Consider the following 26,455-nt stretch of genomic DNA (forward strand, 5'->3'; position numbering starts at 1 on the left):
GCCCGCCCCGCCCCCCCGCGGGTGGCCCCCGGGTGGGTGGAGTTTGGCGGGTGGGGGGCCCCCCCGCCCCCCGCCCCCCCCCCCCCCCGCCCGCGCGCCCCGGGGGCCCGGGGGTCGGGGGGCTGACCGACCGGATCCGACCGTGGGTTGCGCGCATCCCCCCGCGGATGCGGTTCCCGCTGGCCGCGGCCGGGCTCGCTTTCCTCATCTCCCTGGTCTGGTGGGCGGCGTTCTACCCGGGGCTGATGAGCTTCGACAGCTACACGTACACGTGGGAGTCGACGACCGGTCACTGGATAAACGACCACTCGATCCCGTACATCGGCTCCGTCTGGCTGTCGCTCCAGCTGACCGGCACGTACGCACTGCTGACCTTCGGGCAGATCGTGGCGCAGGCCGCGATCACCGGCTACCTCGCCGCCGGGCTGCGGAAGTTCTCCATCCGCAGGCGCTGGATCCTGGGCGCGGTCGCGCTCTGCGGCATCCTGCCGCCGACCGGTGACTTCTTCATCTTCGTGTGGAAGGACGTCCCCTTCGTCCTGGGCGCGATGCTCGCCGCGGCGGCCGTGCTGCACGTGGTCGGCGACGCGCTGAAGCTGCCGCGCGAGGCGCGTCGCGGCTTGGGCCGCGGACTGATCGGCCGACGCGAGGACTGGCTGGGCTTCGGCGGGGCCATCGGCCAGCGCCGTGACTGGCTGGCCTTCGGCGGCGGCATGCTGCTGCTGGTCCTGGCCCGCAACAACGGCTTCCTGACGGTGGTGCTCGTCGCCGTCGTGCTGGTGGCCTGCCTGCCGTGGCTGTGGCGTCGGATCGTGCCGCTGACCGTGATCCCGGTGATCTTCTACTTCTTCCTCACCAGCGTGGTCTACCCGGTGGTCGGGGTGCAGGCGCAGACCAACAACTCGGCCTACACCTTCTTCTACGCCGACGTCGCCTACGGGTACAGCAAGGACCCGTCGATGTTCAGCCAGGCGCAGCTGCAGGCCATGGCCGCGGTGTCGCCGCTGGAGCACTGGAAGTCGGCCGGCGCGCAGTGCTACGACACCGACCCGCTGACGATAGACGGACCGTTCGACATGACCGCCGCGGCGGCCAACCAGACCGAGCTGATGTCCGCCTTCACCACCGTGCTGAAGAAGGCCCCGCAGTACGTCGCCGACGCGCAGTTCTGCCGCTCGCACAACGCCTGGGCGGTCTTCCCCGACTCGCACGGCATCTTCATGGCGCCGGTCAACTACACCGGCCCGTACAAGTCCGCGCTGATCTCGCACCCGGACCTGAAGACGAGCCCGTTCAAGAGCGCGTTCCACGCCGCTCCGCTGTCGAAGACGCTCAACCACCTGGGCTCCTGGTGGTTCGCGGTGTCCCGCGCGCCGCAGCTGCAGTGGATCCTCTGGGGTGGCGCGGTCTGGTGCTACATCTGCTACGCCATCGTGGTCCGGCTGACCCGCCGGGTGTGGCGCAGGGAGGTGCTGGCCGCGGCAGCCGTCATGGCGGGCCTGCAGCTGACGGTGCTCGCCGCGACGCCGGCCCCGCTCTACCGCTACATGGCCGGCCCGACGGTCCTGGGCGTGCTGCTCCTTCCGCTCGCCTTCTCCCGGCTCCGGCGCGACGACCCCGCGACTGACGCCGCGAATGACTGAGGAATCCCCCATGACCCTGTCGCCCGTCCGGGAGCGCTCGACCGGCCCGCAGGCCGCCGGGAGCCTCGGGGCCCTCGCCTCGGTGCGTGCGCGCTACGACGCGCTCGTCGACCGGATACCGCCCAGGCTGCGCATGCCGGTCGGGATCGCCGTCCTGGTCTTCGTCGGCTACCTGCTGTGGTGGGCGGCGTTCTACCCGGGGCTGATGACGTACGACAGCTTCAACTACACCTGGGAGTCGACGACCGGGCACTGGATCGACGACCACTCGATCTTCTACATCTCCTGTGTCTGGCTGTCGCTGAAGATCACCGGTGACTACGCGCTGCTGACCTTCGGTCAGATCGTGGGCGCCGCGCTGTCCATCGGCTACCTGGCGGCGGGGCTGCGCAAGTTCAGGATCCGCACCGGCTGGATCGTGGCCTCGGTGGTGCTGTTGGTGGCGCTGCCGTCCAGCGGCGACTTCGTGGTCTACATCTGGAAGGACGTCCCCTACGTCATCGGGGGCGTGCTCGCCTTCGCCGCGATCACCCACATCGTCGGGGACGCGCTGCGGGTGCCGCGGGCGCTGCGCAAGGACAAGGCGCACCGGACCACCCCGGTCTGGGGCCAGCGCCGCGACTGGCTGCTGATGGGCGCCGGTTTCACGCTCTCCTGCCTGTCCCGGAACAACGGCTTCCTCGCGGTCTTCCTCTCCGGTGCCGTCTTCGTGCTCTGCATGCCGTGGCTGTGGCGTCGGATCGCCATCGCCACGCTGATCCCGATCATGATCTTCGTAGTGCTGGACAAGGGCGTCTACCCGGCGCTCGGCGTGACCCAGCCGACGGACTACGCGGGCAACACCTTCATCTACGCGGACATCGCCTACGCGTACTCGAAGTCGCCGCAGAGCTTCAACGCGGCGGACAAGGCGCTGCTGAGCGAACTCGCCCCGCTGAGCCACTGGAAGAAGGCCGGCGCCGACTGCTACGGCACCGACGCGCTGACCAGCGGCCTGAACAAGACGGCGGCAGCGGCGCACAACTCGCAGCTGATGAGCCTGTTCGTCAAGTCCCTGCAGAAGGCGCCGGACGACTTCATCGACGCCACGATCTGCCGCGGCACCCCTGCCTGGGCGATCAACCCGGCGCAGGACCGCACCTTCATCATGGGCATCCAGTCCTCGCCCAACGGCTACACGTTCATGTACGCCCACCCGGAGCTCTACCAGAGCCCGTACTACGGCTCGATGCACGTCCGGCCGCTGTCGACGAGCCTGCACAAGGCGCTCAACTGGTGGTACAACCTGGGCAAGACGCCCGAGTTGAACTGGATCCTGTGGAACGGCGCCACCTGGTGCTGGATCGCGTACCTGATCCTGGCCCGGCTGACCCGCAAGGTCTGGCGACGCGAGGTGCTGGCGATCGGGGCGGTCTGCGCAGGCATGCAGCTGAACGTCTTCATCGCCACGCCCGGCCCGCTGTTCCGCTACATGGCCACGCCGTTCTTCATCGGCGTGCTGGCGCTGCCGCTGGCGTTCAGCCGGCTCAAGCGTGAGGACGCACCGCAGGAGCAGCAGACGCTGCCCGCTGCGGAGTCGCAGGCCGATTCGCGGGCAGCGCTCAACGCGTAGCGCGCGCCGCCGTCGTGAACGCGAAGGTGCGGACGGGTCGCCAGACCTCGTCCGCACCGAAGCGGTAGAGGCTGAACCCGTCCACCGTGAACTCCGCGTCGAATCCCCGCAGTTCGGCCTGGGCCCGGTCCAGCTCGGCAGGCGGCAGATCGTGGGCCACGGTCACGTGCGGGTGGTAGGGGAACCCCAACTCCCGGGCCAGCGGCCCGGAACGCACCGACGCCTCCAGCGCCCGGCACTCCGCGATGCCCTCGTCCAGTCGGACGTAGACCACCTGCGAGACCGGCCGGAAGGTCTCCGTCCCGTGCAGCCGGACCCGGAACGGCCGGTGCTGCTCCGCCGCCCGCACCAGGTGCCCGTCGATCGCGTCGAGCGCGCCTGTGGGCACGGACGTGGGCGGCAGCAGCGTGATGTGCGTCGGGATCCCGGCCGCGCGCCGATCGCCGTAACCCGTGCGCGCGTTCTGGACCAGCGACGCGTACGGCTCGGGCACAGCCAGCGAGACCCCGATGAGCACGCCCTCGGGGATGCCCTCGGGTATGTGGTGACTGTCGCCCATCCGGCCGCTCAGCTCTGCGCCGGACGCAGGAAGCCGATCCGGTCGTACGTCTCGGCCAGGGTCGGGGAGGCGACCGCACGGGCCTTCTCCGCGCCGCGCGCCAGCACCCGGTCCAGCTCGGCCGGGTCGTCCAGGTAGCCGCGGGTGCGCTCCTGGATCGGGGCGACCCACTCGGAGTAGTAGTCGGCCAGCTCGGTCTTGAGCGCGCCGTACATCTTGCCCTCGAAGTGCTCGACCAGCTCCGGGATCGAACGGCCACTGATGGCCGAGTAGATGGAGAGCAGGTTGGAGACGCCCGGCTTCTCCTTCTCCTCGAAGGCGATGACCGTGTCGGTGTCGGTGACCGCGCTCTTGAACTTCTTGGCGCTGCCCTTGATGTCGTCCAACAGGCTGATCAGGCCCTTGGGCGAGGAGGCCGACTTGCTCATCTTCGCCGACGGGTCCTGCAGGTCGAAGATCTTGGCCGTCTCCTTGGGGATGTAGGCCTTCGGCACCGTGAACGTCTTCCCGTAGCGGCTGTTGAAGCGCTCGGCCAGGTCACGGGTCAGCTCGACGTGCTGACGCTGGTCCTCGCCGACCGGGACCTGGTCGGCCTGGTACAGCAGGATGTCGGCGACCTGCAGGATCGGGTAGGTGAAGAGGCCGACCGTGGTGCCCTCGGAGCCCTGCTTGGCGGACTTGTCCTTGAACTGGGTCATCCGCGACGCCTCGCCGAAGCCGGTGAGGCAGTTCATCACCCAGGCCAGCTGCGCGTGCTCGGGCACGTGCGACTGCACGAAGAGCGTGCACCGCTCCGGGTCGAGCCCGACGCCGAGCAGCTGCGCGACCGAGACGCGGGTGTTCTCCCTCAGCACCGCCGGGTCCTGCGGCACGGTGATCGCGTGGAGGTCGACCACCATGTAGAACGCGTCGTGCGTCTCCTGCAGGTCCACCCACTGGCGCACCGCGCCGAGGTAGTTGCCGAGGTGGAACGAGCCGGACGTGGGCTGGATGCCCGAGAGCACGCGAGGACGGTCGATGGCCATGGCCACATTCTCTCAGGTGCGCACAGGTTCTTTCGCGCGCCCCGAGGACGCGCGCGGGCCGCCGTTCCTTCGAACAACCGCCACCTCCGGCCGACCGCAGCGTTGTTCACCGCGCGGACCAGTAGCGGAGCCCGGGAGGAGCGAGGACGTGACCACTCCCTTGGTGACGGTGATCACACCCGTCCACGACACACGCCCCTATCTGGAGCCGTGGTTCGACTCGCTCCGGGAGCAGACGCTGGACCCCGGCGAGTTGGAGGTGCTGGCCGTGGACGACGCCTCCACCGACGGCAGCCGCGAGGAGCTGCACCGGCTCGCGGCGTCCTGGCCCGAGGTGGTCCGGGTGGTGCCGCTCGAACAGCGCGGCGGTCCCGGCCGGGCCAGGAACGAGGGGCTGCGCCGGGCACGCGGACGCCATCTCTTCTTCCTCGACTCGGACGACCGGCTGGGCCCGGAGGCCCTGCGCCGGATGACGCTGACCGCGGAGCGCTGTGGTTCGGACGTCGTCGTCGGCAGGGTGGCCGGGGTGAACGGCCGCTGGGTCCCCGCGTTCGCCTGCCGCGAGACCGACGACGACGTGCGGTTCCCCGGCGGCGACCTGGCCTGGACGCTGACCCCGTCCAAGCTGTTCCGCACCGAGCTCGTCCACCGCCACGGCATGCGGTTCCGCGAGGACCTGCCCGCGTACAGCGACGGCCCGTTCGTGCTGGAGGCGTTCTTCCGCGCCCGGCGGATCTCGGTCCTGGCCGACTACGACTACTACCACCTGGTGGCCAGGGACGACCGGAGCAACATCACCTACCGGTCCCGGCCCGCCGACCGGCTGCGCGGGATCGCGGCGGGGATCGAGGTCACCGTCCGGTTCGCCGCGCCGGGCGCGATCCGGGACGAGGTCAACGACCGGCATCTGCGCGGCGATCTGGTCAACCTGTTCCGGGCGGACTTCCTGGCGCTGGCCCGCCCCGAGCAGGAGGCACTGGTCGCGTCGGCCGCGGAGCTGGTCCGCGCCCACCTGACCGATCCGATCCGCGCCCGGTGCAGCGAGGCGCAGCGGCTCCGGCTGCACTGCCTGCAACACGGGCTGGTGGGCGAACTGACGGACCTGGTCCGGCACGAGACGGAGACCGGCGGCCTGCCGGAGCCGATGTCGGCGAGCGTGTCCTGGTCGCCGCAGGGCCTGCGGGTCCGGACCTCACGGCCGTTGCCCCAGCTGACCAGCGCTCCGGTGACGTGGGTCCGCGGCCAGGGTCGGGACGGGCAGGGTGGTCGGCGCGGCGGTGGCCGCGGTGGCCGGGGCAGCCGGGGCGGCCAGGTCCGGGCGGGTGACGAGACCGCGCGGGTGGCGACGGACGACGAGACGGTGATCCCGCTGACCTCGCTGCTGCCGCACCAACGCGTCGCCCTGCGCGTCGAGTCGAGCCTTGCCGGTCGGGAGGTGACCGCGGCGCTCACGCCGGAGGCCGGGCTGGGCCAGCGCCGGGTCTGGCACGGCGGACGTCTCTACCGGGTGACGCCCATGCCGGGTCCGCGCGGCGAGTTGGTGGTCTGGGTGGCGGTGATCCGTCCCGGCCGGGTGCTGAAGCTGCGGCTGCGGCAGTTGTCGCGCCGCCACCGCGCGGTCCGGGCCTGACCCGTGTGGGGCGGGGCGGGGCTGGCCTGTGCGGGGAGGGGCCGTGCGGGGAGGGGCCGTGCGGGGAGGGGCCGTGCGGGGAGAGCACGACGAGGAGGACCGCCCCTCCGATGCGGTCCTCCTGCGCGCTGTGGGCCGCCTGACGGGCGTGCTCCCGGTTCCCCCGTCGGCCTCGAACGGCCCTGGGCCGCGCCCGGAAAGGCGCGGGACCGCTCGGAGCGGAGACCGGCGACGGGAACCGGAGGCACTCACCCCGGCTTCAGCCACGATCATCGTCGCTGGGGCCGGTCTCACCGGGCTAACATCCCGATAACACGCTCCTGGAGGGCGACAGACGATCGGCCGGGAGACACGCGTGCGCTTCACCATCCTCGGACGTGTGAGCGTGAGCGACGACTCCCCGGGCGCCGGGCCGCTGGTCCTGGAGCCCGGCATCCCCTGCACCGTGCTGACCGCGTTGTTGCTCAACGCCAACAACAGCACCAGCAGGGAGCAGTTGGCGACCGTCGTCTGGGGCGAGGACCGGCCCGCGACCGCCATCGCCTCGCTCCGCAACCACGTGCTGCGGCTGCGTCGCCGGCTCGGGCCGGAGGCGGGGGCGCGGATCCGTACCGTCGGCGGCGGCTACCTGGTCGACGTCGGTGACGGCGAACTCGACGTGCAGGAGTTCACCGACCGCTGCCGACAGGGCCGTCAGGCGCTGCGCGACGAGGACTGGGCGCGCGCCGCCCAGTTGCTCTCCGGCGCGGTGACACTGTGGGGCGGTGCGCCGTTCGCCGGGCTGCCGCCGACACCGGAGATCGGCGCGCAGGTCCACCACCTGGAGGAGACCCGGCTGCTGGCCCTGGAGAGCCGCCTCGACGCCGACCTGCGGCTCGGTCGTCACCAGGAACTCGTCGCCGAACTCCGCACGCTGGTCGCCGACCATCCGCTGCGCGAGGCGTTCCACAGCCGGCTGATGCTGGCCCTCTACCGGGCCGACCGCCGGGCGGAGGCACTGGAGGTGTTCCACCGGCTGCGCCGCACGCTCGTCGACGAGCTGGGCGTGGAGCCCTCGGCCGCGGCGCGGGACCTGCAGCAGCGCATCCTGGCCGGCGCCGCCGACCTCGCCCCACCTGTTGCGCCGACCGGGCCGACCACACCGACCGCGCTGAGCGCGCTGACCGGGCCGCAGACGGTTCGGGCACCTCGGACCTCGTCGTCGCCCTCCGCCTCACGAAGCGGGCCGCGTCACCAACTCCCGGCCGACACCCGGACGTTCACCGGCCGCTCGGAGGAGCTCGCACAGCTTCTCGACCTCCCCTCCTCGGACATCGACACCGCCGACCCGGCCACCGTCGTGATCTCGGCGATCGACGGGATGGGCGGCATCGGCAAGTCCGCCCTCGCCGTCCACGCCGCACACCGGCTGCGCGACCGGTTCCCCGACGGGCAGTTCTTCCTCGACCTGCACGGCCACACCAAGGGCGTGGACCCGATGGCGCCCGGGGACGCGCTCGAATGGCTACTCAACTCCCTTGGGGTGCCTGCCCCGCAGATACCGGACGAGCTCGACCGGCGCGCCGCCCTCTACCGGGACCGGCTCGCGGGCAGGCGCACGCTGATCCTGCTCGACAACGCGGAGAGCACCGCCCAGGTCCAGCCGCTGCTGCCGGGCGCCGGCGGCTGCCTGGTGCTGGTGACCAGCCGAAGACGGCTGAGCGGTCTCGACGACGCCCACCTGATCACCCTGGGCACGCTGACCACCGCCGAGGCGGTCGTCCTGCTCCGTCGGATCGCGGGCGAGGACCGCATCCCGGCCGACGCCGGGCCAGAGGCGGCGGAGGCTGCGGATTCGCAAGAGGCGGCGGCCGAACTGGTCGCCCTCTGCGGCCATCTCCCGCTGGCGGTCCGGATCGCCGCCGCGCGGCTGCGGCACGAGCGGTCGCTGACCGTCGCCGACCTCACCCGTCAACTCCGCGACGAGCAGGCGCGCTTCGACCATCTGGCCGACGAGGACCGCAGCACGGCCGCGGTCTTCGAGCTCTCCTACGCCGCACTCCCCGAGCCCGAGCAGCGGCTCTTCCGCAGACTGGGACTGATCCCCGGCACCGAGATCGACGCGGTCGCCGCCGCCCGGCTGATCGCCGAGGACAGACGCACCGCCGCACGGCTGCTGGCATCGCTGCTCGACCACAACCTGCTGCTCGAACCGGCTCCCGGCCGCTACCGCTTCCACGACCTGGTCCGGCTCTTCGCCCGCACGCTCGGCGCCACCGAGCCGCTCGCCGTGCAGCAGGAGGCCGTCGGGCAGCTGACCGCGCACTACCTGGACGCGGCGCGCGCCGCCGACCGGCTGCTGGCCCGGACCCCACGTCCGGGCGACCCGGCCTCCACGATCGACGACGGGCCCACCGCACCGCAGCCCGACGACCGCACCAGCGCCCTCGCCTGGATGCGCCGGGAGCGCGACAACCTGGTCGCCTGCGCCACCCACGCCGCCGAACACGGCAGGCCCGCACGGGCGGTGGCGCTGACGGCCGCCATGGCCGCCTTCCTGCACACCGAGGGCCCGTGGGCGCAGGCCGCCGTTCTGCACCGGAACGCCGCCGAGCTGGCCCGGGGCGACGGCGACGGTCTGGCCGAGGCCAACGCGCTGGTGGACCTGGCCCGGGTGCTGCTCACCTCCGGCGAGGTCTCCGGCGCCCGGCGCGAGCTGGAGCAGGCGCTGACGGTCTATCAGCAGGTGGGCGACCGGCTCGGCCGGGCCACCGCGCGGTGGGAGCTGGGCCGGATCGAGCACATGGCCGCCGACTACACCGCCGCGAGCGCGCACCACGAGGCGGCGCTCGCCCTCTACCGCGAGCTAGACGCGCCGACCGGCGTGGCCAGCGCGCTCTACGGTCTGGCGCGCGCCCGCCGTCAGCAGGGCGACCTGACCGCGTCGGCCGCGCTCTGCGCCGAGGCGCTCACGCTGTTCCGGCAGGGCGGCGACACGCTGGGCCAGGCCAACGCCACCTTCGAGGGCGGCCTGGCCCACCGCGAGGCCGAGGGCCGGCCCACGGCGATGCGACTGACCGAACAGGCCCTCGCGCTCTACCGGCAGGCCGGGAGCCCGATGGGCGAGGGCAACGCGCTCAACGAACTCGGTCGGCTCTGCCTGCTCGCCGGGGACCACGACGCCGCCGACGGTCATCTGCGGCAGGGTCTTACGATCTTCCACCGGCTCGACCAGCCCCACGGTCAGGCCATCGCGCTCAACGACCTGGCCCTGGTGCGGGACGCGGTCGGCGACCACGCCTCCGCCGTCGACCTGCTGGAGCAGGCGCTCGACATCTATCTGCAGCTCGGCGCCCGACTGCGTCAGGCCGAGGCCCGACGGCAACTGGGCCGGGCACTCGCCGCGCTCGGCAAGGTCCCCGAGGCCGCCGCCCAACTGCGGCTCTCCGCCGAGCTGTTCGACACCCTCGGCGACCCGGACCGGGCCGCCGAGGTCCGGGCCGAGCTCGCTTCGGTGGGCTGAGCCCGGTTCACAGCACCGACGCCGGTCACTGCGGTGGAGACCGCTCCGGGGTCGACCACTGCGTGGCGACTACTCCGGGGTCCCCTGATCCGACGGGGGCTGCTCGGGCGGGGACTGCTCCGGCGGCGCGGTGACGCGGACCCGGTCCACGCGGCGGCCGTCCAGGCGGGCCACCTCGAGCTGGTAGCCGTCCGCGGTGGTGATCCGGTCGCCGACCAGCGGCAACCGGCCCAGCTCCGCGACCACGTACCCGGCCACGGTCTCGTACGGGCCCTCCGGCAGCTCGACCCCGGTCTCCTCCTCGAAGTCCGGCAGGTTGAGCAGCCCGTCCACCTCGATCGACCCGCTCGCCAACCGCCGTGTGGTGGACAGCTCCTGCGAGTCGTACTCGTCGCGGATCTCGCCGATGACCTCCTCGACCAGGTCCTCCAGCGTGACGATCCCTGCCGTGCCGCCGTACTCGTCGACGACGATGGCCAGGTGGTGGCCCTCGTGCCGCATCTCCGACATCGACGGCAGCACCCGCTTGGTCGCGGGCAGCAGCTTCACCGGCCGGGCGATGTCGCGGACCGTGCCGACCGCGTCCGCCCCGTACAGGTCGCGGACGTGGACGAAGCCCACGACCAGATCGTAGGAGCCGTCCACCACCGGGTAGCGACTGTGCGGGTAGTCCCGCACCTCCTCGCGGACCGCGGCGAGCTCCTGCGAGGCGTCGAGGAAGGTGACCTCGGTGCGCGGCACCATCACCTCGCGCAGCTGCCGCTCCCCCGCCGCGAAGACCTCGCCGATCAGCTGCCGCTCGTCGATGCCGAGTTCGGTGTTGGCGGCCACCAGCCCGCGCAGCTCCTCGGAGCTCATCGCGTTGCGTCCGGCGCTCGGGTCGCCGCCGAGCAGCCGGACCATCAGGTTGGTCGACGCCGACAGCAGCCAGATGACCGGCCGCAGCACCCGCGAGATGGACTCGACCAGCGGCGCGGCCATCAGCACGATCGACTCGGAGCGCTGCAGGCCGATCCGCTTGGGCGTGAGCTCGCCGAGGACCAGGGAGACGTAGGAGATCACCAGGGTCAGGCCGACCAGGGCGAGGGTGTCGGCGAGGCCCTGGCTCACGCCCCAGCCGACGAAGATCGGCGACAGCTTCTTGGCCAGCGTGTCCGCGCCGAACGCCGCCGACAGGAAGCCCATGCAGGTCACACCGACCTGCACCGAGGCCAGGAACCGGTTCGGGTCCGCGGCCAGATGCGCCGCCCGGGTGGCCCGCCGGGTGCCGCGCTCGGCCAGCGCGCGGATCTGGCCCTCCCGCAGGGAGATCAGCGAGATCTCCGCGACATTGAAGATGCCGCCGATCACGATGAAGAGAAGGACCAGCCCGGCGTCGCGCAACGTCTCGCTCACCGGGCCAGTCTAGGGACCCTGCCCGTCCGGTTACCGTTCCGGTTACCGGACGGGCAGCCCGGGCGCGGGGTAGGCGTCCATCAGCGCCTTGACCTCGGCGCGGACCTTGGCGACGGTCTCCTCGTCCCCGGTCTTCGCCGCCGCGACGACGCGGTCGATCCACTCGGCGACCGTGCCCATCTCGGACGCCGGGATGCCGCGCGAGGTCAGCGCCGGGGTACCGATCCGGATGCCGGAGGGGTCGAAGGGCTTGCGGGTGTCGTAGGGGACGGTGTTGTAGTTCACCACGATGCCCGCCCGGTCCAGCGCCTTGGCGGCGACCTTGCCGGGGACGTCCTTGCCGCTGAGGTCGATCAGCAGCAGGTGGTTGTCGGTGCCGCCCGAGACCAGGTCGAAGCCGCGCGCGGCCAACTGCTCGCCCAGCGCCTGCGCGTTGGCGACGACCTGGTGGGCGTAGGCGCGGAACTCAGCGCCCGAGGCCTCCTTGAGCGCGACCGCGATCGCCGCGGTGGTGTGGTTGTGCGGGCCGCCCTGCAGACCGGGGAAGACCGCACGGTCGATCGCCTTGGCGTGCTCCTCGGTGGAGAGCAGCATCGCGCCGCGCGGACCGCGCAGGGTCTTGTGGGTGGTGGTGGAGACGACGTCGGCGTGCCCGGTCGGCGAGGGGTGCACGCCGCCCGCGATCAGTCCGGCGATGTGCGCGACGTCCGCGACCAGGACCGCGCCCACCTCGCGGGCGATCTCGGCGTACCCCGCGAAGTCGATGGTCCGCGGCACGGCGGTGCCGCCGCAGAAGATCACCTTGGGCCGCTCGGCGAGCGCCAGATCCCGCACCTTGTCCAGGTCGACCCGGCCGGTCTCGCGCTCCACGCCGTACTGCACGCCGCGGAACCAGGTCCCGGTGGCCGAGACGCCCCAGCCATGGGTGAGGTGACCGCCCATCGGCAGCGCCATGCCCATCACGGTGTCGCCGGGCTTCAGAAAGGCCAGGTAGACGGCGAGGTTGGCGGGCGAGCCCGAGTACGGCTGGACGTTGGCGTGGTCCATGGCGAACAGCGCCTTGGCCCGCTCGATCGCCAGGGTCTCGACCTGGTCGATGTTTTGCTGGCCCTCGTAGTAGCGCTTGCCGGGGTAGCCCTCGGAGTACTTGTTCTGCAGAACGGTGCCGGTCGCCTCCAGCACCGCGTGCGAGACGTAGTTCTCACTGGGGATCAACCGCAGTGTGTCCGCCTGGAGTTGCTCCTCGGCGACGACGAGTGCGGCGATCTCGGGATCGGTGGCGGCGAGATGGGACACAGGGCGTCCTCCGGGTCCGTTGCTCCGTCACGGCCATCGTGGCGGAGTCCGACCCGGCTGCCCAGGCGTACGGCAGTCCGGCGGTGGTGCGCTGTGCCGCTCCCTCGGGGTTCCCTCCCCGTGCGCCAGTCGCGGCGCGCTCAGGATAGCCGGACGGCCCGGTCGACGAGGCGACCGGGCCGCTCAGTGAGACAGCGGAGAACGCGGCGCTCAGATGAGGCCGAGCTGCTTGACCGCGTCGCGCTCCTCGACGAGCTCCTTGACGGAGGCGTCGATGCGGGCGCGGGAGAACTCGTTGATGTCCAGGCCCTGGACGATCTCGAACTTGCCGTTCTTCGCGGTGACCGGGAAGGAGGAGATGATGCCCTCCGGCACGCCGTAGGAGCCGTCGGAGATGACGCCGGCGGAGGTCCAGTCGCCCTCGGCGGTGCCGTTGGTCCACGTGAAGACGTGGTCGATGGCGGCGTTGGCGGCCGAGGCGGCGGAGGAGGCGCCACGGGCGTCGATGATGGCGGCGCCACGCTTGGCGACGGTCGGGATGAACTCGTCGGCCAGCCACTTCTCGTCGGAGACGGCCTCGGCGGCGTTCTTGCCACCCACCTCGGCGTGGAAGATGTCCGGGTACTGGGTGGCGGAGTGGTTGCCCCAGATGGTCAGCCGCTTGACGTCGTCGACGCCCACGCCGAGCTTCTTGGACAGCTGCGCCACAGCGCGGTTGTGGTCCAGGCGGGTCATCGCGGTGAAGCGGTCGGCCGGGACGTCCGGAGCGTGGTTCTGGGCGATCAGGGCGTTGGTGTTGGCCGGGTTGCCGACAACCAGGATGCGGATGTCGTCCGCGGCGTTGTCGTTGATGGCCTTGCCCTGCGGGCCGAAGATGCCGCCGTTGGCCGAGAGCAGGTCCCCGCGCTCCATGCCCGCGGTGCGCGGACGGGCGCCGACCAGCAGGCCCACGTTGGCGCCGGCGAAGGCGGCGTTCGGGTCGTCGAAGATGTCGATGCCCTTGAGCAGCGGGAAGGCGCAGTCGTCGAGCTCCATCGCGGTGCCCTCGGCGGCCTTGACACCCTGCGGGATCTCCAGCAGGCGCAGCTTGACCGGCACGTCCGCGCCCAGCAGGTGGCCGGAGGCGATACGGAAGAGCAGCGCGTAGCCGATCTGGCCGGCCGCGCCGGTCACGGTGACATTGACGGGGGTGCGGGTCATTTCTACCTTCTCCAGCAGTCGCCGACGCGTCTCTCGACATCGAGAGAACCAGCGTCAGGCTATCGCAACCCGACCGGACGGAGGGCGCGGCGTCACCACGCCCTCGGGAGTCCTTCGTCACGTTTCCGCAGCGCCCATGCCGGACCGGCATCACCCCAGGTCAAAGCGGCATTACCGGGTTCGCGGGAAACCGTGGAACGCGCCGTCAGTCACCACTCGTGCTGTGCACGAAATCGCCCAGGGTGTGCATCAGCGGCAGGTTGATCACGGGATCGGGTTGCGCGGCCAGGGCCAGCACGATGATGAGCACGCCCATCAGACCCATCACCACGATGTCGGTGAACCGGCTGCGCACCGCCAGCATCCCGACCTCCGGCAGCACAGCCCGCAGCACCGCCCCGACCAGCATCCCGACGCCGACCGTGACGATGCCCGCCCGCCACGCGTCCAGCGCGGTGACCAGCAGGCCGACGCCGACGACCGCCAGCACCACCACGATCGGCCACTGCCGCACCGGCACCGGCTTGTCGTTCCCGGCCGCAGCGGAGCCGCCCTCGGGACGGAACGTCCCGGTGGTCTTCACCGGCGGCCTGCGCGGCGCCTTGTGCTTGTGCTCGGCGGCGGCCATGTCACTCACGCCTGCGCGGCCCGAGCCCGGCGCGCTTCCGCCCGACGCGCTTCCGCTTGTTGCTCGCACTTGCCCTCGCCTCCGCTCCGGGCGGGTACCGGCCGCTCGTTCCTCACGCCCGATCCCCACCCTCCACTGCGCCTCGGGCTCGCCGCTCGGCCGCCTCGACCACGTTCTGGAGAAGCATCGCCCGCGTCATCGGCCCGACACCACCCGGGTTCGGGGAGATCCAGCCGGCCACCTCGGCGACCTGCGGGTCGACGTCGCCGGTGTAGACGCCGTCGACACGGCTGACGCCGACGTCGAGGACGGTCGCGCCGGGACGGACGTCCTCGGGCTTGATCAGGTGAGCCACGCCCGCCGCGGCGACGATGATGTCGGCCCGGCGCAGGTGGCCGGCGAGATCACGGGTACCGGTGTGGCAGAGGGTCACCGTCGCGTTCTCGCTCTTTCGGGTGAGCAGCAGACCGATCGAGCGCCCGACCGTGATGCCGCGGCCGACGACGCAGACGTCCGCGCCGTTGATCTCGATCTTGTGCCGGCGCAGCAGCTCGACGATGCCGTACGGGGTGCAGGGCAGCGGGCCGTCGATGCCGAGCACCAGGCGGCCCAGGCTCATCGGGTGCAGGCCGTCGGCGTCCTTGTCCGGGTCGATCAGCTCCAGTACCCGCTTCTCGTCCAGGTGCTTGGGGAGCGGGAGCTGGACGATGTAGCCGGTGCACTCCGGGTTGGCGTTCAGCTCGCGGACGACGTCCTCGACCTGCTCCTGGGTCGCGTCGGCGGGGAGCTCGCGCTGGATGGAGGCGATGCCGACCTGCGCGCAGTCGCGGTGCTTGCCACGGACGTAGGAGTGGCTGCCGGGGTCGTCGCCGACCAGGACGGTGCCGAGGCCGGGGGTGATCCCCTGGGCCTTCAGCGCCTCGACCCTGGTGACGAGCTCGGACTTGATCGCTGCGGCGGTGGCCTTGCCATCGAGAATCTGGGCGGTCATGAGGACATTCTCCAGGATCGCCGAAGCCGGTGTGCACGCCGGTGCTCCCGTTGTTGTACGCAGGACTGGAATGGCGTCTCCCAGTAGCACACGGACCGTGCTGGTCCGGTTGCAAATCTGCCACAACTCCGTGCCCGTCCGCTTTCGAGGTGGACAGCGGACGGGCGGATCGCAACGATGGTCCGGTACGGAACGACGGCGACACGAATTCGGGGGATGAGATGAGTATGTCGAGCGCCTTGCGGTGACCGTCTGATGAGCGTTCATGAGATCGGTCATCAGCCCGTCACGTTTCAGGGGATCAGCCACCAGGACGTCAACCGGCCCGATACGGGCACGGGTACGGGTACGGACATGGCTCGGGGTCTGCGCGCCGCGTGGAAGACCCGCTGGTCCAGGATCACCGCGAGCCGCTGGGGCGGCCCGGTGCGCGTGCTGCTGCGAGGCAGCGGCGCAGGCGTCCTGGCAGTGGCGGCCGCGGAGGTCCACGCGACGCACGACCCCGGCGTGCTCTGCCCGTTCCGCCGGTTCACCGGCATACCGTGCCCGGTCTGCGGCAGCACCACGGTGTTCATGGAATTGGGCGCCGGGCATCCGGTGGCGGCAGTGGCGGCCAATCCGGTCACCGTGCTGATCGGCCTGGGCCTGCTCTTCGCGCCACTCGGCGGTGGAGCATGGTGGTGGCGTCTGCCCGCGCGGAAGAAAAACATCGTCATCTTCTCCGCGCTGGGGGTCTCCTGGCTCTGGCAGTTGCACCGGTACGGCTTTCTGCCCTCCTGAGTGTCATCGGACTCCGATAATCTCGCCGACTGTTCTTCGTTCTTCGTGTTTCACCGTCATCACCACTCCCTGCCCGGAGGCATGAGCATGAGTTACCCGCCCGACCCGAACAACCCTTACGGCCAGCAGCAGCAGAACCCTTACGGCCAGCAGCCGCAGCAGCCGCAGCAGCCGGGCTATGGGTACCCGCAGCAGCAGGCGCCGCAGCAGCAACAGCAGCAGGCCTACGGCTTCCCGCAGCAGCAGCAGCCGCAGGCGGACGCGTACGGCCAGCAGCAGGCGTACGGCTACCAGCAGCAGCCGCAGGCGGGCTACCAGGGCTACGGCACCGACCCGTACGCGGGCTACGCGCCGCAGGGCCAGTACGCCAACTGGGGCCAGCGCGTGGGTGCTTACTTCATCGACGGCCTTATCGCCGGTCTGGTGCCGTTCATCCTCTACATCATCGCCGGGGTGGCTTTCGCCACCTCGTACACCCCGGGCACCGTCGACCCGACCACCGGCGCGTACACCCCCGGCACCACCAGCGGCGGCTCCGCCGGCCTGGCCGTCGTCTTCTACCTGCTGGCCTTCGTCATCGGCCTGGGCGCGACGCTGTGGCTGTGCCACCAGGAAGGCACCACCGGCCAGACGCCCGGCAAGAAGCTCCTGAAGATCCGTCTGGTCCGCGAGTCCGACGGCCAGGTCGTCGGCTTCGGCGCCGCCTTCGTCCGCAAGCTCGCGCACTTCCTCGACGGCCTGGCGTGCTACCTCGGCTTCCTGTGGCCGATCTGGGACGCCAAGTCGCAGACCTTCGCCGACAAGGTCATGAACACCGTCGTCATCACCAGCAACTGACACGGCTGTTGCAACGGGTGAAGGCCCGCAGCTCCGAGGAGGAGCCGCGGGCCTTCGTCATGCCGCCGTTACGGCATCAGCCGTGCTCAGTGGAAGAAGTGCCGCGTACCCGAAAGGTACATGGTGATCCCGGCCTTCTTGGCGGCCTCGGCCACCAGGTCGTCGCGGACCGAACCACCGGGCTGGACCACGGCCTTGACGCCGGCCTCGATCAGCACCTCCAGTCCGTCCGGGAACGGGAAGAAGGCGTCCGACGCGGCGAAGGAACCCTCGGCCCGCTCGCCGGCGCGGGTGACCGCGAGCTTCGCCGAGTCGACGCGGTTGACCTGGCCCATGCCGACGCCGACCGAGGCGCCGTCCTTGGCCAGCAGGATCGCGTTGGACTTGACGGCCCGGCAGGCCCGCCAGGCGAAGGCCAGCTCGGCCAGTTCCGCCTCGGAGAGGGCCTCGCCGCAGGCGAGGGTCCAGGTCGACGGGTCGTCACCGGCCGCGTCGATCCGGTCGGCCTGCTGCAGCAGCACGCCACCGGTCACCGCGCGGGTCTCCACGGTCGGCAGCGCGGGGGTACCGCGCAGCACGCGGATGTTCTTCTTCCGCGCCAGCACCTCGACCGCGCCCGGCTCGAAGTCCGGGGCGAAGACGACCTCGGTGAAGATCGGCGCGATCTGCTCCGCCAGCGCCACCGTCACCGGGCGGTTGACGGCGATGACGCCGCCGAACGCCGAGACCGGGTCGCAGGCGTGCGCCTTGGCGTGGGCCTCGACGACGTCCGCGCCGACGGCGATGCCGCACGGGTTGGCGTGCTTGATGATCGCCACGCACGGCTCGGTGTGGTCGAACGCGGCACGGATCGCGGCGTCCGTGTCGGCGTAGTTGTTGTACGACATCTCCTTGCCGTGCAGCTGCTCGGCGGCGGCGATGCCCTTTCCGCTGCCGTCCACGTAGAGCGCGGCGGCCTGGTGCGGGTTCTCGCCGTAGCGCAGCACGTTCTCGCGCTGCCAGGTCGCGCCGAGGAACTTCGGGAAGCGCTCCTCGTCGGCCGGGGCGTAGCCGTCGGCGAACCAGGAGGCCACCGCCACGTCGTAGGCGGCGGTGTGCGCGAAGGCCTCACCGGCCAGACGCTTGCGGGTGGCCAGGTCGAAACCGCCTCCGGCGACGGCCTTCAGCACGTCCGCGTAGCGGGCGGGCGAGGTGACCACGGCCACCGACGGGTGGTTCTTGGCGGCGGCGCGGACCATCGACGGGCCGCCGATGTCGATCTGCTCGACGCACTCGTCCGGGGTGGCCCCCGACGCGACGGTTGCCTCGAACGGGTAGAGGTTCACGATGACCAGGTCGAACGGCGCGACGCCCAGCTCCTCCAACTGCGCGCGGTGCGACGCGAGGCGCAGGTCGGCCAGGATGCCGGCGTGCACGCGCGGGTGCAGGGTCTTGACGCGACCGTCGAGGCACTCGGGGAAGCCGGTCAGTTCCTCGACCGGGGTGACCGGCACGCCCGCGCCGGAGATCTTCGCCGCGGTCGAGCCGGTGGAGACCAGCTCGACTCCGGCCGCGTGCAGGCCCTGGGCCAGCTCTTCCAGGCCGGTCTTGTCGTAGACGCTGACGAGCGCCCGACGGATGGGACGAACGTTCTCGGAGGTGGGCTGCGGCTGGTTGCTGCCTGAGCTCATTACCGAATCCTTCTGCAATGCCCCGGCGAGATGACCACCCCGCCGGCGCGGTTTATGTGGTGTGGTGCCCGCGTGTGGTTACTCGGCGGCTCCGGCCGAGGGCACCGGGATCAGCACCCGGCGTCCGTCGATCCGGTGGCCCAGTCGGGCCAGCCGTCCCACCGCGTCGACGAGCAGTTTGCGCTCGACGTCCTTGATGCGCTCGTGGAGCGCCTCGCCCTCGTCCAGGTAGTCCGAGTCGGCGACCTCGACCACGCCCTGGGCGATGATCGGTCCGGTGTCCACGCCCTCGTCCACCAGGTGCACGGTGCAGCCGGTGACCTTGACCCCGTACGCCAGCGCTTCACGCACGCCGTGCGCGCCGGGGAAGGAGGGGAGCAGGGCGGGATGGGTGTTGACGATGCGGCCCGCGAAGCGGGTCATGAACGCGCCCCCGAGGATCTTCATGAAGCCTGCGGAGACGACCAGGTCCGGCGTGTGGAAGGCGGTGGCCCCGGTCAGCGCCTCGTCCCAGTCGGTGCGTTCGGGGTAGTCCTTCACCCGGTGCACGAACGTGGGAATGCCCGCCTTCTCGGCGCGCTCCAGACCGGCGATGCCGTCGCGGTCCGCGCCCACAGCGACGATGACGGCGCCGAAGGCCGGGTCGGCGGCGGCGTCGATCAGCGCCTGCAGATTGGTACCCGAACCGGAGACGAGGACGACAAGCCGGGCGGGCGCCGCGGGTGCGGCGAAGTCCAGCGGTGCACTGCCGGGCGCAAGAGCCACTGCTCGGTCCTTCAGGTCGGGCTGACGCCGCCGGAGTCGTACACGGTTCGTCGTGCACGGTTCACGAGGCGTGCGTCGAGCTCATCGGGTGGCAGTCGCGGGGTGTCATCTCGTGACCGGCATCCGCGTCCGCCGAACGGTGTCCGCGGCTTTCCCGCGAACCGGACGGGAACCTCCTGGGCGCGCCATCCGTCAGCAACGATACCGGCAGCTGTACGCGCGCCTGAACCCCGGCCGACGATCACCGGCGTGGATCATCCTGGGGTCGCACGCCACGGATGCTCCGGTAGTGAGAGGGTGTCTTCCGACAGGGAGACCGTGCGAGCAGGAGTTGCGGCGAAGACGATGGGCCACACCGGCGACACCAAACCGACCGGCGAGCAGGCGCGCGACCCGTTCGCGCCGCCGCCCGAGGGCACGCCCGACCGTCCCTGGCAGCCGCGTCTCCCCGCTCCCGCAGCCACCGGGCACGCACACGCCTCCAGCGACGGTGCCGGCACAGGTGCCGGTTCGCAGGGCGACAAGGGTGCGCCGCCGGAGGACGCCCGTCCCCAGGCCCAGCCGGGACACGCGCAGCCGCCGCAGGGACGGCCCGGCCAAGGTCAAGGTCATGGCCAGGGTCAGGGTCAGCCGCCGCAGGACCAGCCGCCGACGCGTGGGCGGGCGCAGGTCCCGCCGCCGCACCCGTGGAGCCCCGGCTACCAGGGCCAGCAGCCGCCGCTGCCGCGCTTCTACCCGCAGCAGCCGCCCCGGTTCGACCCCTCCGACCCGGTCCAGCGCCGCGCGCGTTACGCGCTGCTCAGCGGCATGTGGGGCTTCCTCTTCCTGATCCTCGGCGTGCCGTACCTGACGCTGCTGCTCGGTGCGCTGGCGGTGTACTGGGGCGTCAGCGCACTGCGCGGCACCGCGAAGACGCCGCAGAGCGCCGCCACCACGCCGAACATCTTCCAGTCCCCCGGCGCGGGCAACGCCCTGCCGCCGCAGGCTCCGCAGCAGCCGTCCCAGCCGTCCCAGCCGTCCCAACCGGGATGGTCGGGTCAGGGCGTCGGCCACTCCGGCTACTACCCGATGGCGCCGGTCAAGCCGCAGGCCCCGGCAGCGATCGGCGGCCTGATCGCCGGTGCGGTCAGCCTGGCGCTGGTCGCCGTGGTCTTCGGCGTGCAGCTGTACTACAAGAGCTACTACGACTGCGAGGCGAACGCGCCGACCAAGCAGTCCTACAGCCAGTGCGCGACCTCGGTCACGCCCCGGCCTCCGGCCTGGCTCGTCCAGCTGAACGGCGGCTGATCCAGAACCGGCGAGCCAGACTCGGCTCGCCCGTCCCGGAGGCGGCCCAGCCCTCGGGAACGAGGTCGGCGACGAGGTCCTTCGATTCCGTCCCGAGGTCGGTTCCGGTACCGGTCTCGGACTGCGCGGCTCGCTCGGTCGCACGTACCGCCGCGCGTTCCGCGCGGCCCGACCACCAACGGTGCAGGAACGCCGCGGGCAGGCCGGCACCCGCGGTCCAGCCGAACGCCGCAAGGGCGGTCCACCCGACCGGCGGCCCGACATGCGCGAGCGCGACGTCTCCCAGCGCTCCCCCGGCCCACAGCGCCACGGCCGCCGCGATCCCGGCGGTACAGGCCGACGCGCAGAGCACCGTCATCGCGAGCGCCCATCGGCCCGTCCCGGCTGTCGTGGCCGTCTCGTCGGCCTCGTCGGACTTGTCGGCGTCATCGGACTCGTAGGCCTCATCGGCCTGGTCGCCCGATGAGTTCGCAGGCGCACCCGCGGAGTCGCGGCCGAGCGCCCAGCCGACCACCGCTCCGGCGACGAGGGGCGTCAGCAACGCGATCAACCCGAGCACCGAGCGTCCCGGCCCGGGGACGATCGCCAGCAGCGGGAAGGCGATCGGCGGCAGCGCCTGCGTGCCGGTGGCCGCAGCATGCGCCGAGAGGGTGAATCCCGGTCCCAGTGCCCAGGATGCCCCCCAAACGGCGGCGTTCGGCAGCAGCACGATGCAGAGCAGCAGCAGCCCGACCCGTCCGGGCACGTCCGGCGCGAGCTGCGCGGCGAGCCCGCCGACGGCGCTCAGGTGCACGAGCAGCGCCACGGTCAGCACCAGCGCGCCGCTCCCCAGCAGGGCCAGCGCCCCGGCCGTGCCCGCCCGCAGCACGCGGTCCCGGTAGGGCGCGAGCGCACCGATCCGGGCTTGCGTGGCAGCGAACCGGCCCTCGGGTGCGACCACCGGCCAGATACCGAGCCACTGCCCTCGGGCCCGCAGCGCGGCCCAGGCTGCGGCGATCCCCCACTCCCCGGTCCGGCGCCGCGCACCCGTCATCGCGGCGGGCAGGGCCGTCAGCACCACCCACAGCAGGTCCGGCAGCGGCTCACTCTGCAACGCTCCGGCGAGCCCCAGCAGGGCGACAAGGAGTCCGACGGCCGCGTACCCGGCGACAACGCTGCCGATCCGTCCGGTACGGGCGGCCGCGCGGTGGACGAGCACGACGGCCAGGGCGGTGACGGCCAGCGGCGCGACCCCCAACGTCGCCGACCCGACCGGGTCCTCCCAGCGGAGCGGGCCGCCGTGCCCGAGCAGCCACAGCCCTCCGGCCAGGCGTGGCACGGCAAGCAGACTGTCGTCGGCGTACGGGGTGACCACCCACAGCAGGAACACGGGCACCGCGACCAGTCCCCATCCGGCGACGGCCGCTGCGGCGCCGGCGAGAAGAGCGGGTCGGTCGAAATTCGCCATGGTTCAGCGTGGGACCGAGACACGCCCGATCTGTCACAAAACATGCAGTTGTCACTCTTTGCTCCAACAATTCATATATGCGACTGAGCCTCACCCCGGCCACAGCGATCCTCGAGGTGCCCGCATGACCGCGCCCGCACCGCGCCGCCGCACCAAGAAGCAGGCCCAGGCTGCCCGCCGCTCCGCGGCAGGGGCAGCAGGGGCGGCAGGGCACAAAGCTCAGGCCCCGGACAAGATGACCGAGGTCGGAGCCGACGCTCCGTCAGCTGCCGCCTCCCTGCCCGCCGAAGCACCTGCCAAAGCACCTGCAAAGGCTCCACCGAAGGCATCCGGAGCGCAGCAGAAGTCGGAGACGCGGCCTCAGCCGCCCCCTCCCCCAAGCCTTGTGACAACCCCACAAAACGCGGCTGTGCAGCAGCCGTCCGCACCGACCCTCTCCTCGCTGGCCCCTGCGCCGGGTGCACCGGGACGGCTCGGCTCCGTCGGTCACGCTCCGCCCGCCGCGACCCGCAGTGTCGACTCCGGATCAGGGCCGCAGGTCAACGGCCATGGGAAGGCCAACGGCACCGTCAACGGCAAGGTCAACGGGAAGGTCAACGGGAACAAGTCGCCGCTCGCCGCGCCGAGCGCCCCCACATCACCACCCACGTCGCCACCCGCTCCCCCGCCCATGGCCACGCCAATGCCCACGGCCGAGACGTTCGACGCCCTCTACCGCGACGCCGGGCCGCGCCTGGTGCAGCAGACCTACCTGCTGACCGGCAGTCAGCACCGCGCCGCGCACTGCGTCCGGCGTGCCTTCCAGCAGGCCTGGACGGACTGGCGCATCGTCAGCCTGGACAGTTCGCCGGAGGGCTGGGTGCGCGCCGCGGCCTTCGAGCTGGCCCTGTCGCCGTGGCACCGCGGCGGCCCGCGCATGCAGCACCTGCTGCGCCTGCCGCACCGTCATCTCACCCCGGCTGCCGCTCCCAAGGCGGACCCGAAAGCGGCCGCGCAGGCGGACCCGGAGCAGGCCGGCTCCGACAAGGCGCTGATGAAGGCCCTGATGCGGCTGCCCCGCCCGCAGCGACGGGCCCTGGTCCTGCACGACGTGATAGGGCTCGACTGGGCGCAGACCGCCGCCGAGGTCGAGGGCAGCACCCCGGTCACCTTCGGCCGCGTGGCGCGGGGCCGCCGCGCGCTCGCGGAGGCCGTGCCGGGCGTGGTGGGGTCGGACCCGGAGCAGAGCGGCTTCGGCCGTCGCCTGGGCGCGCGGCTGCGCAGGACCGCCGAACGCGGCTGTGCGGGTATGGAACCGCTGACCGCACCCGGTGTCACCCGCACCCGGGCCCGGCTCCACGACCACGGCCTCACCCTGGCGTCCGGCGTGCTGACGTTGGCGACGGCGGGCGGCTTGGCGGCCTCGCTGTTGTGGGGCACTCCGATGCACCCGGCGGAGCGGCCGATCATCGTCCACCCCAACCCGAACGCCACCCAACTCGCCCTCTACTCCCCGGCCCAGGCGCAGCCGAAGCACCTGCCGCACCAGAGGCTGCCGTCGATCCCCGTCGACTGGGCCGAACGCGCCCGCTACGAGGCCGCCCTGGCCAAGCAGAAGAAGCAGCAGGCAGCCGACGCCGCCAACTCCAAGGGGAAGCAGGCCGGCCCGACCACGCAGTCCAGCCCGACCGCCCAGCCGACGACGGGCGCCGGGACGAGCACAGGGACGAGCGCCGACCAGAACAGCACGCCGGCTCTCTGCCGGATCTTCTCCCTTCCCTGTGACCGCCCCGGTCATTCAGGGCACTCCGGCCACGGCGGCCACCAGAAGAAGTCCTCCTCCACCAAGAAATCCCACCACTGACCACTGACAACTGACGGCTGACAACGCGAAGCCGCCCTGCCGGAGGGATCTCCGGCAGGGCGGCTTCGCGTGCGCGTTGCGTGCGTCAGGCAGTCAGGCGGTCAACCGTCTCAGCCGATCAGCTCGCGGGCCAGGCGGGCGGTCTCGGACGGCGTCTTGCCGACCTTGACACCGGCGGCCTCGAGGGCCTCCTTCTTCGCCTGGGCCGTGCCGGAGGAGCCGGAGACGATGGCGCCGGCGTGGCCCATGGTCTTGCCCTCGGGCGCGGTGAAGCCCGCCACGTAGCCGACGACCGGCTTGGTGATGTGCTCCTTGATGTACGCGGCCGCGCGCTCCTCGGCGTCGCCACCGATCTCACCGATCATCACGATGATGTCGGTGTCGGGGTCGTCCTGGAACGCCTGAAGGGCGTCGATGTGGGTGGTGCCGATGACCGGGTCGCCACCGATGCCGACGGCCGAAGAGAAGCCGATGTCGGACAGCTCGTACATCATCTGGTACGTCAGGGTGCCGGACTTGGACACCAGACCGATGCGGCCGGCCTTGGTGATGTCGGCCGGGATGATGCCCGCGTTGGACAGTCCGGGGCTGATCAGACCGGGGCAGTTCGGGCCGATGATGCGGGTCTTGTTGCCCTTCTGGTTGTTGTACGCCCAGAAGTTGGCGGTGTCGTGGACCGGCACGCCCTCGGTGATCACGACGGCCAGCGGGATCTCGGCGTCGATGGCCTCGATGACCGCGGCCTTGGTGAACGCCGGCGGAACGAAGATCACGGAGACGTTGGCGCCGGTGGCCGCGATGGCCTCCTTGACGGTGCCGAAGACGGGCACCTCGGTGCCGTCGACGTCAACGGTGGTGCCGGCCTTGCGCGGGTTCACGCCGCCGACGATGTCGGTACCCGAGGCGAGCATGCGGCGGGTGTGCTTCATGCCCTCGGAGCCGGTCATGCCCTGGACGATGACCTTGCTGTCCTTGGTGAGGAAGATAGCCATTCTCGGTTCCCCAGCCCTTACTTCGCAGCCGCGAGCTCAGCGGCCTTGTCGGCCGCGCCGTCCATGGTGTCCACCTGCTGCACGAGCGGGTGGTTCGCGTCGGTCAGGATCTTGCGACCCAGCTCGGCGTTGTTGCCGTCCAGGCGGACGACCAGCGGCTTGGTGACGGCCTCGCCCTTGCTGGAGAGCAGCTCCAGAGCCTGGACGATGCCGTTGGCGACCGCGTCGCACGCGGTGATGCCACCGAAGACGTTGACGAAGACGGACTTGACGTCCGGGTCGCCCAGGATGATCTCCAGGCCGTTCGCCATGACCTCGGCGGAGGCGCCACCGCCGATGTCGAGGAAGTTGGCGGGCTTGACGCCGCCGTGGTTCTCACCGGCGTAGGCGACGACGTCCAGGGTGCTCATGACGAGACCCGCGCCGTTGCCGATGATGCCGACCTCGCCCTCGAGCTTGACGTAGTTGAGGCCCTTCTCCTTGGCCTTCGCCTCGAGCGGGTTGGCGGCGGCCTTGTCCTCCAGCGCCTCGTGCTCCGGCTGGCGGAAGCCGGCGTTCTCGTCCAGGGAGACCTTGCCGTCAAGCGCGATGATCTTGCCCTCGCCGGTCTTGACCAGCGGGTTGACCTCGACCAGCAGGGCGTCCTCGGCGATGAAGACGGTCCACAGCTTCTGCAGGACCTCGGCGACCTGGTCGGCGATCTCGGCCGGGAACTTGGCCGCGGCGACGATCTCGGCGGCCTTGGCCGGGGTGCAACCCTCGACAGCGTCGACGGCGACCTTGGCCAGCGCCTCGGGGTTCTCCTCGGCGACGACCTCGATCTCCACGCCGCCCTGGACGGAGGCCATGGCCAGGAAGGTCCGGTTGGTCCGGTCGAGGAGGAAGGAGACGTAGTACTCCTCCTTGATGTCCGCCGTCTGGGCGAGCATCACCTTGTGGACGGTGTGGCCCTTGATGTCCATCCCGAGGATGGCCTTGGCCTTCTCCACGGCGTCCGCCGGGTCGGCGGCGAGCTTGACGCCGCCGGCCTTACCACGGCCACCGACCTTCACCTGAGCCTTGACGACCGCGCGGCCGCCCAGGCGCTCGGCGACCGCAGCAGCGGCCTCCGGGGTCTCGATGACTTCACCGTCCAGCACCGGTACACCGTGCTTGGCGAAGAGGTCCCTCGCCTGGTATTCGAACAGGTCCACGCGCGTCCGTCCTTGTGATCGCGACTGCTTGTCTTCCCAGCGTGCCGCACACGACCGATGTCGGGCGGGGGCGCGGGGGCCCTGGCAGGGGTCCTGGCGTCAGCGCCTTCGCTACGGGGAGCACACGGCGGCGTGGCACGCGGCATGTCCGTCTCGCAGG

The 26,455-nt window shown here is 71.5% G+C and carries 20 protein-coding genes; 8 read left to right on the forward strand and 12 right to left on the reverse strand.

The features are described from left to right. The first annotated feature begins 167 nt into the window (after positions 1–167). Positions 168–1,643 carry a hypothetical protein gene (locus tag ABH940_RS13350; RefSeq protein ID WP_370070984.1) on the forward strand — a complete coding sequence of 492 codons (1,476 nt, stop codon included), beginning with the start codon at positions 168–170 and terminating at the stop codon, positions 1,641–1,643. A 10-nt stretch (positions 1,644–1,653) separates the two neighbouring features. Then, positions 1,654–3,255: a hypothetical protein gene (locus tag ABH940_RS13355; protein ID WP_370070986.1), complete on the forward strand. Its 1,602-nt coding sequence runs from the start codon at positions 1,654–1,656 to the stop codon at positions 3,253–3,255. Here ABH940_RS13355 and ABH940_RS13360 read toward each other — a convergent pair. Further along, on the reverse strand, positions 3,245–3,814 hold the full coding sequence (locus ABH940_RS13360; protein WP_370105342.1) for a 2'-5' RNA ligase family protein: 570 nt from the start codon (positions 3,812–3,814) through the stop codon (positions 3,245–3,247). The two genes, ABH940_RS13355 and ABH940_RS13360, sit on opposite strands and share 11 nt — an antisense overlap. Before the next feature lie 8 nt (positions 3,815–3,822). Next, complete coding sequence (trpS, locus tag ABH940_RS13365) at positions 3,823–4,845, reverse strand: tryptophan--tRNA ligase (RefSeq protein ID WP_370105343.1); 1,023 nt, start codon at positions 4,843–4,845, stop codon at positions 3,823–3,825. Between the two features lie 142 nt (positions 4,846–4,987). Between trpS and ABH940_RS13370 the strand changes: the two genes are divergently transcribed. Then, a complete protein-coding gene (locus ABH940_RS13370; RefSeq protein WP_370070992.1) occupies positions 4,988–6,469 on the forward strand; it encodes a glycosyltransferase family 2 protein in 1,482 nt (493 codons plus the stop codon). A gap of 379 nt (positions 6,470–6,848) precedes the next feature. After that, positions 6,849–9,971, forward strand: coding sequence for a BTAD domain-containing putative transcriptional regulator (locus ABH940_RS13375; RefSeq protein ID WP_370105344.1), 3,123 nt, complete (start codon positions 6,849–6,851; stop codon positions 9,969–9,971). A gap of 69 nt (positions 9,972–10,040) precedes the next feature. Here the strand turns inward: ABH940_RS13375 and ABH940_RS13380 are convergent, their stop codons facing one another. From ABH940_RS13380 to ABH940_RS13400, 5 genes are all read right to left on the reverse strand, one after another. Continuing rightward, positions 10,041–11,366, reverse strand: a complete 1,326-nt coding sequence (locus tag ABH940_RS13380) for a hemolysin family protein (RefSeq protein WP_370070996.1) — start codon at positions 11,364–11,366, stop codon at positions 10,041–10,043. Between the two features lie 42 nt (positions 11,367–11,408). Beyond that, complete coding sequence (gene glyA / locus ABH940_RS13385; RefSeq protein WP_370070998.1) at positions 11,409–12,662, reverse strand: serine hydroxymethyltransferase; 1,254 nt, start codon at positions 12,660–12,662, stop codon at positions 11,409–11,411. Positions 12,663–12,872: 210 nt separating this feature from the next. Then, positions 12,873–13,862: a malate dehydrogenase gene (locus ABH940_RS13390; protein ID WP_370071000.1), complete on the reverse strand. Its 990-nt coding sequence runs from the start codon at positions 13,860–13,862 to the stop codon at positions 12,873–12,875. A 205-nt stretch (positions 13,863–14,067) separates the two neighbouring features. Then, entirely contained in the window at positions 14,068–14,490 is a 423-nt protein-coding gene (locus tag ABH940_RS13395; RefSeq protein WP_370071002.1) for a DUF3017 domain-containing protein, read from the reverse strand. 112 nt (positions 14,491–14,602) lie between these two features. Further along, positions 14,603–15,481, reverse strand: coding sequence for a bifunctional methylenetetrahydrofolate dehydrogenase/methenyltetrahydrofolate cyclohydrolase (locus ABH940_RS13400; protein ID WP_370105345.1), 879 nt, complete (start codon positions 15,479–15,481; stop codon positions 14,603–14,605). A 255-nt stretch (positions 15,482–15,736) separates the two neighbouring features. Between ABH940_RS13400 and ABH940_RS13405 the strand changes: the two genes are divergently transcribed. Continuing rightward, a complete protein-coding gene (locus ABH940_RS13405) occupies positions 15,737–16,261 on the forward strand; it encodes a DUF2752 domain-containing protein (protein ID WP_370071006.1) in 525 nt (174 codons plus the stop codon). Positions 16,262–16,348: 87 nt separating this feature from the next. Then, positions 16,349–17,098 carry an RDD family protein gene (locus ABH940_RS13410; RefSeq protein ID WP_370105346.1) on the forward strand — a complete coding sequence of 250 codons (750 nt, stop codon included), beginning with the start codon at positions 16,349–16,351 and terminating at the stop codon, positions 17,096–17,098. A gap of 86 nt (positions 17,099–17,184) precedes the next feature. Here the strand turns inward: ABH940_RS13410 and purH are convergent, their stop codons facing one another. Together purH and purN are read right to left on the reverse strand one after the other, a co-directional pair. Beyond that, on the reverse strand, positions 17,185–18,768 hold the full coding sequence (gene purH, locus ABH940_RS13415) for a bifunctional phosphoribosylaminoimidazolecarboxamide formyltransferase/IMP cyclohydrolase (RefSeq protein ID WP_370071010.1): 1,584 nt from the start codon (positions 18,766–18,768) through the stop codon (positions 17,185–17,187). Between the two features lie 78 nt (positions 18,769–18,846). Then, positions 18,847–19,533, reverse strand: coding sequence for a phosphoribosylglycinamide formyltransferase (gene purN, locus ABH940_RS13420; RefSeq protein ID WP_370105347.1), 687 nt, complete (start codon positions 19,531–19,533; stop codon positions 18,847–18,849). Positions 19,534–19,851: 318 nt separating this feature from the next. On the opposite strand from purN, the gene ABH940_RS13425 reads away from it, so the two are divergent. Next, a complete protein-coding gene (locus ABH940_RS13425; RefSeq protein ID WP_370105348.1) occupies positions 19,852–20,820 on the forward strand; it encodes a hypothetical protein in 969 nt (322 codons plus the stop codon). On the opposite strand, the gene ABH940_RS13430 is transcribed toward ABH940_RS13425, so the two are convergent. After that, positions 20,774–22,267 carry a DUF6350 family protein gene (locus ABH940_RS13430; RefSeq protein WP_370071016.1) on the reverse strand — a complete coding sequence of 498 codons (1,494 nt, stop codon included), beginning with the start codon at positions 22,265–22,267 and terminating at the stop codon, positions 20,774–20,776. The genes ABH940_RS13425 and ABH940_RS13430 overlap by 47 nt on opposite strands. A gap of 409 nt (positions 22,268–22,676) precedes the next feature. Between ABH940_RS13430 and ABH940_RS13435 the strand changes: the two genes are divergently transcribed. Beyond that, positions 22,677–24,110, forward strand: coding sequence for a hypothetical protein (locus tag ABH940_RS13435; RefSeq protein WP_370105349.1), 1,434 nt, complete (start codon positions 22,677–22,679; stop codon positions 24,108–24,110). 110 nt (positions 24,111–24,220) lie between these two features. Here ABH940_RS13435 and sucD read toward each other — a convergent pair whose 3' ends face one another. Together sucD and sucC are read right to left on the reverse strand one after the other, a co-directional pair. Then, positions 24,221–25,102, reverse strand: coding sequence for a succinate--CoA ligase subunit alpha (sucD, locus tag ABH940_RS13440; RefSeq protein ID WP_370105350.1), 882 nt, complete (start codon positions 25,100–25,102; stop codon positions 24,221–24,223). A gap of 17 nt (positions 25,103–25,119) precedes the next feature. Then, positions 25,120–26,295 carry an ADP-forming succinate--CoA ligase subunit beta gene (sucC, locus tag ABH940_RS13445; protein ID WP_370071022.1) on the reverse strand — a complete coding sequence of 392 codons (1,176 nt, stop codon included), beginning with the start codon at positions 26,293–26,295 and terminating at the stop codon, positions 25,120–25,122. Positions 26,296–26,455 lie beyond the last annotated feature (160 nt).

This window comes from Streptacidiphilus sp. BW17 (assembly GCF_041262485.1).
Classification (GTDB): Bacteria; Actinomycetota; Actinomycetes; order Streptomycetales; family Streptomycetaceae; genus Streptacidiphilus.

What these genes read in the sequence shown, in the direction of transcription:
- ABH940_RS13350 (WP_370070984.1), top strand. Translation starts at nt 168, where the DNA reads ATGCGGTTCCCGCTGGCCGCGGCCGGGCTCGCTTTCCTCATCTCCCTG.
- ABH940_RS13355 (WP_370070986.1), top strand. Translation starts at nt 1,654, where the DNA reads ATGACCCTGTCGCCCGTCCGGGAGCGCTCGACCGGCCCGCAGGCCGCC.
- ABH940_RS13360 (WP_370105342.1), bottom strand. Translation starts at nt 3,814, where the DNA reads ATGGGCGACAGTCACCACATACCCGAGGGCATCCCCGAGGGCGTGCTC.
- ABH940_RS13390 (WP_370071000.1), bottom strand. Translation starts at nt 13,862, where the DNA reads ATGACCCGCACCCCCGTCAATGTCACCGTGACCGGCGCGGCCGGCCAG.
- ABH940_RS13395 (WP_370071002.1), bottom strand. Translation starts at nt 14,490, where the DNA reads ATGGCCGCCGCCGAGCACAAGCACAAGGCGCCGCGCAGGCCGCCGGTG.
- ABH940_RS13400 (WP_370105345.1), bottom strand. Translation starts at nt 15,481, where the DNA reads ATGACCGCCCAGATTCTCGATGGCAAGGCCACCGCCGCAGCGATCAAG.
- ABH940_RS13405 (WP_370071006.1), top strand. Translation starts at nt 15,737, where the DNA reads ATGAGCGTTCATGAGATCGGTCATCAGCCCGTCACGTTTCAGGGGATC.
- ABH940_RS13410 (WP_370105346.1), top strand. Translation starts at nt 16,349, where the DNA reads ATGAGTTACCCGCCCGACCCGAACAACCCTTACGGCCAGCAGCAGCAG.
- purH (WP_370071010.1), bottom strand. Translation starts at nt 18,768, where the DNA reads ATGAGCTCAGGCAGCAACCAGCCGCAGCCCACCTCCGAGAACGTTCGT.
- ABH940_RS13430 (WP_370071016.1), bottom strand. Translation starts at nt 22,267, where the DNA reads ATGGCGAATTTCGACCGACCCGCTCTTCTCGCCGGCGCCGCAGCGGCC.
- sucD (WP_370105350.1), bottom strand. Translation starts at nt 25,102, where the DNA reads ATGGCTATCTTCCTCACCAAGGACAGCAAGGTCATCGTCCAGGGCATG.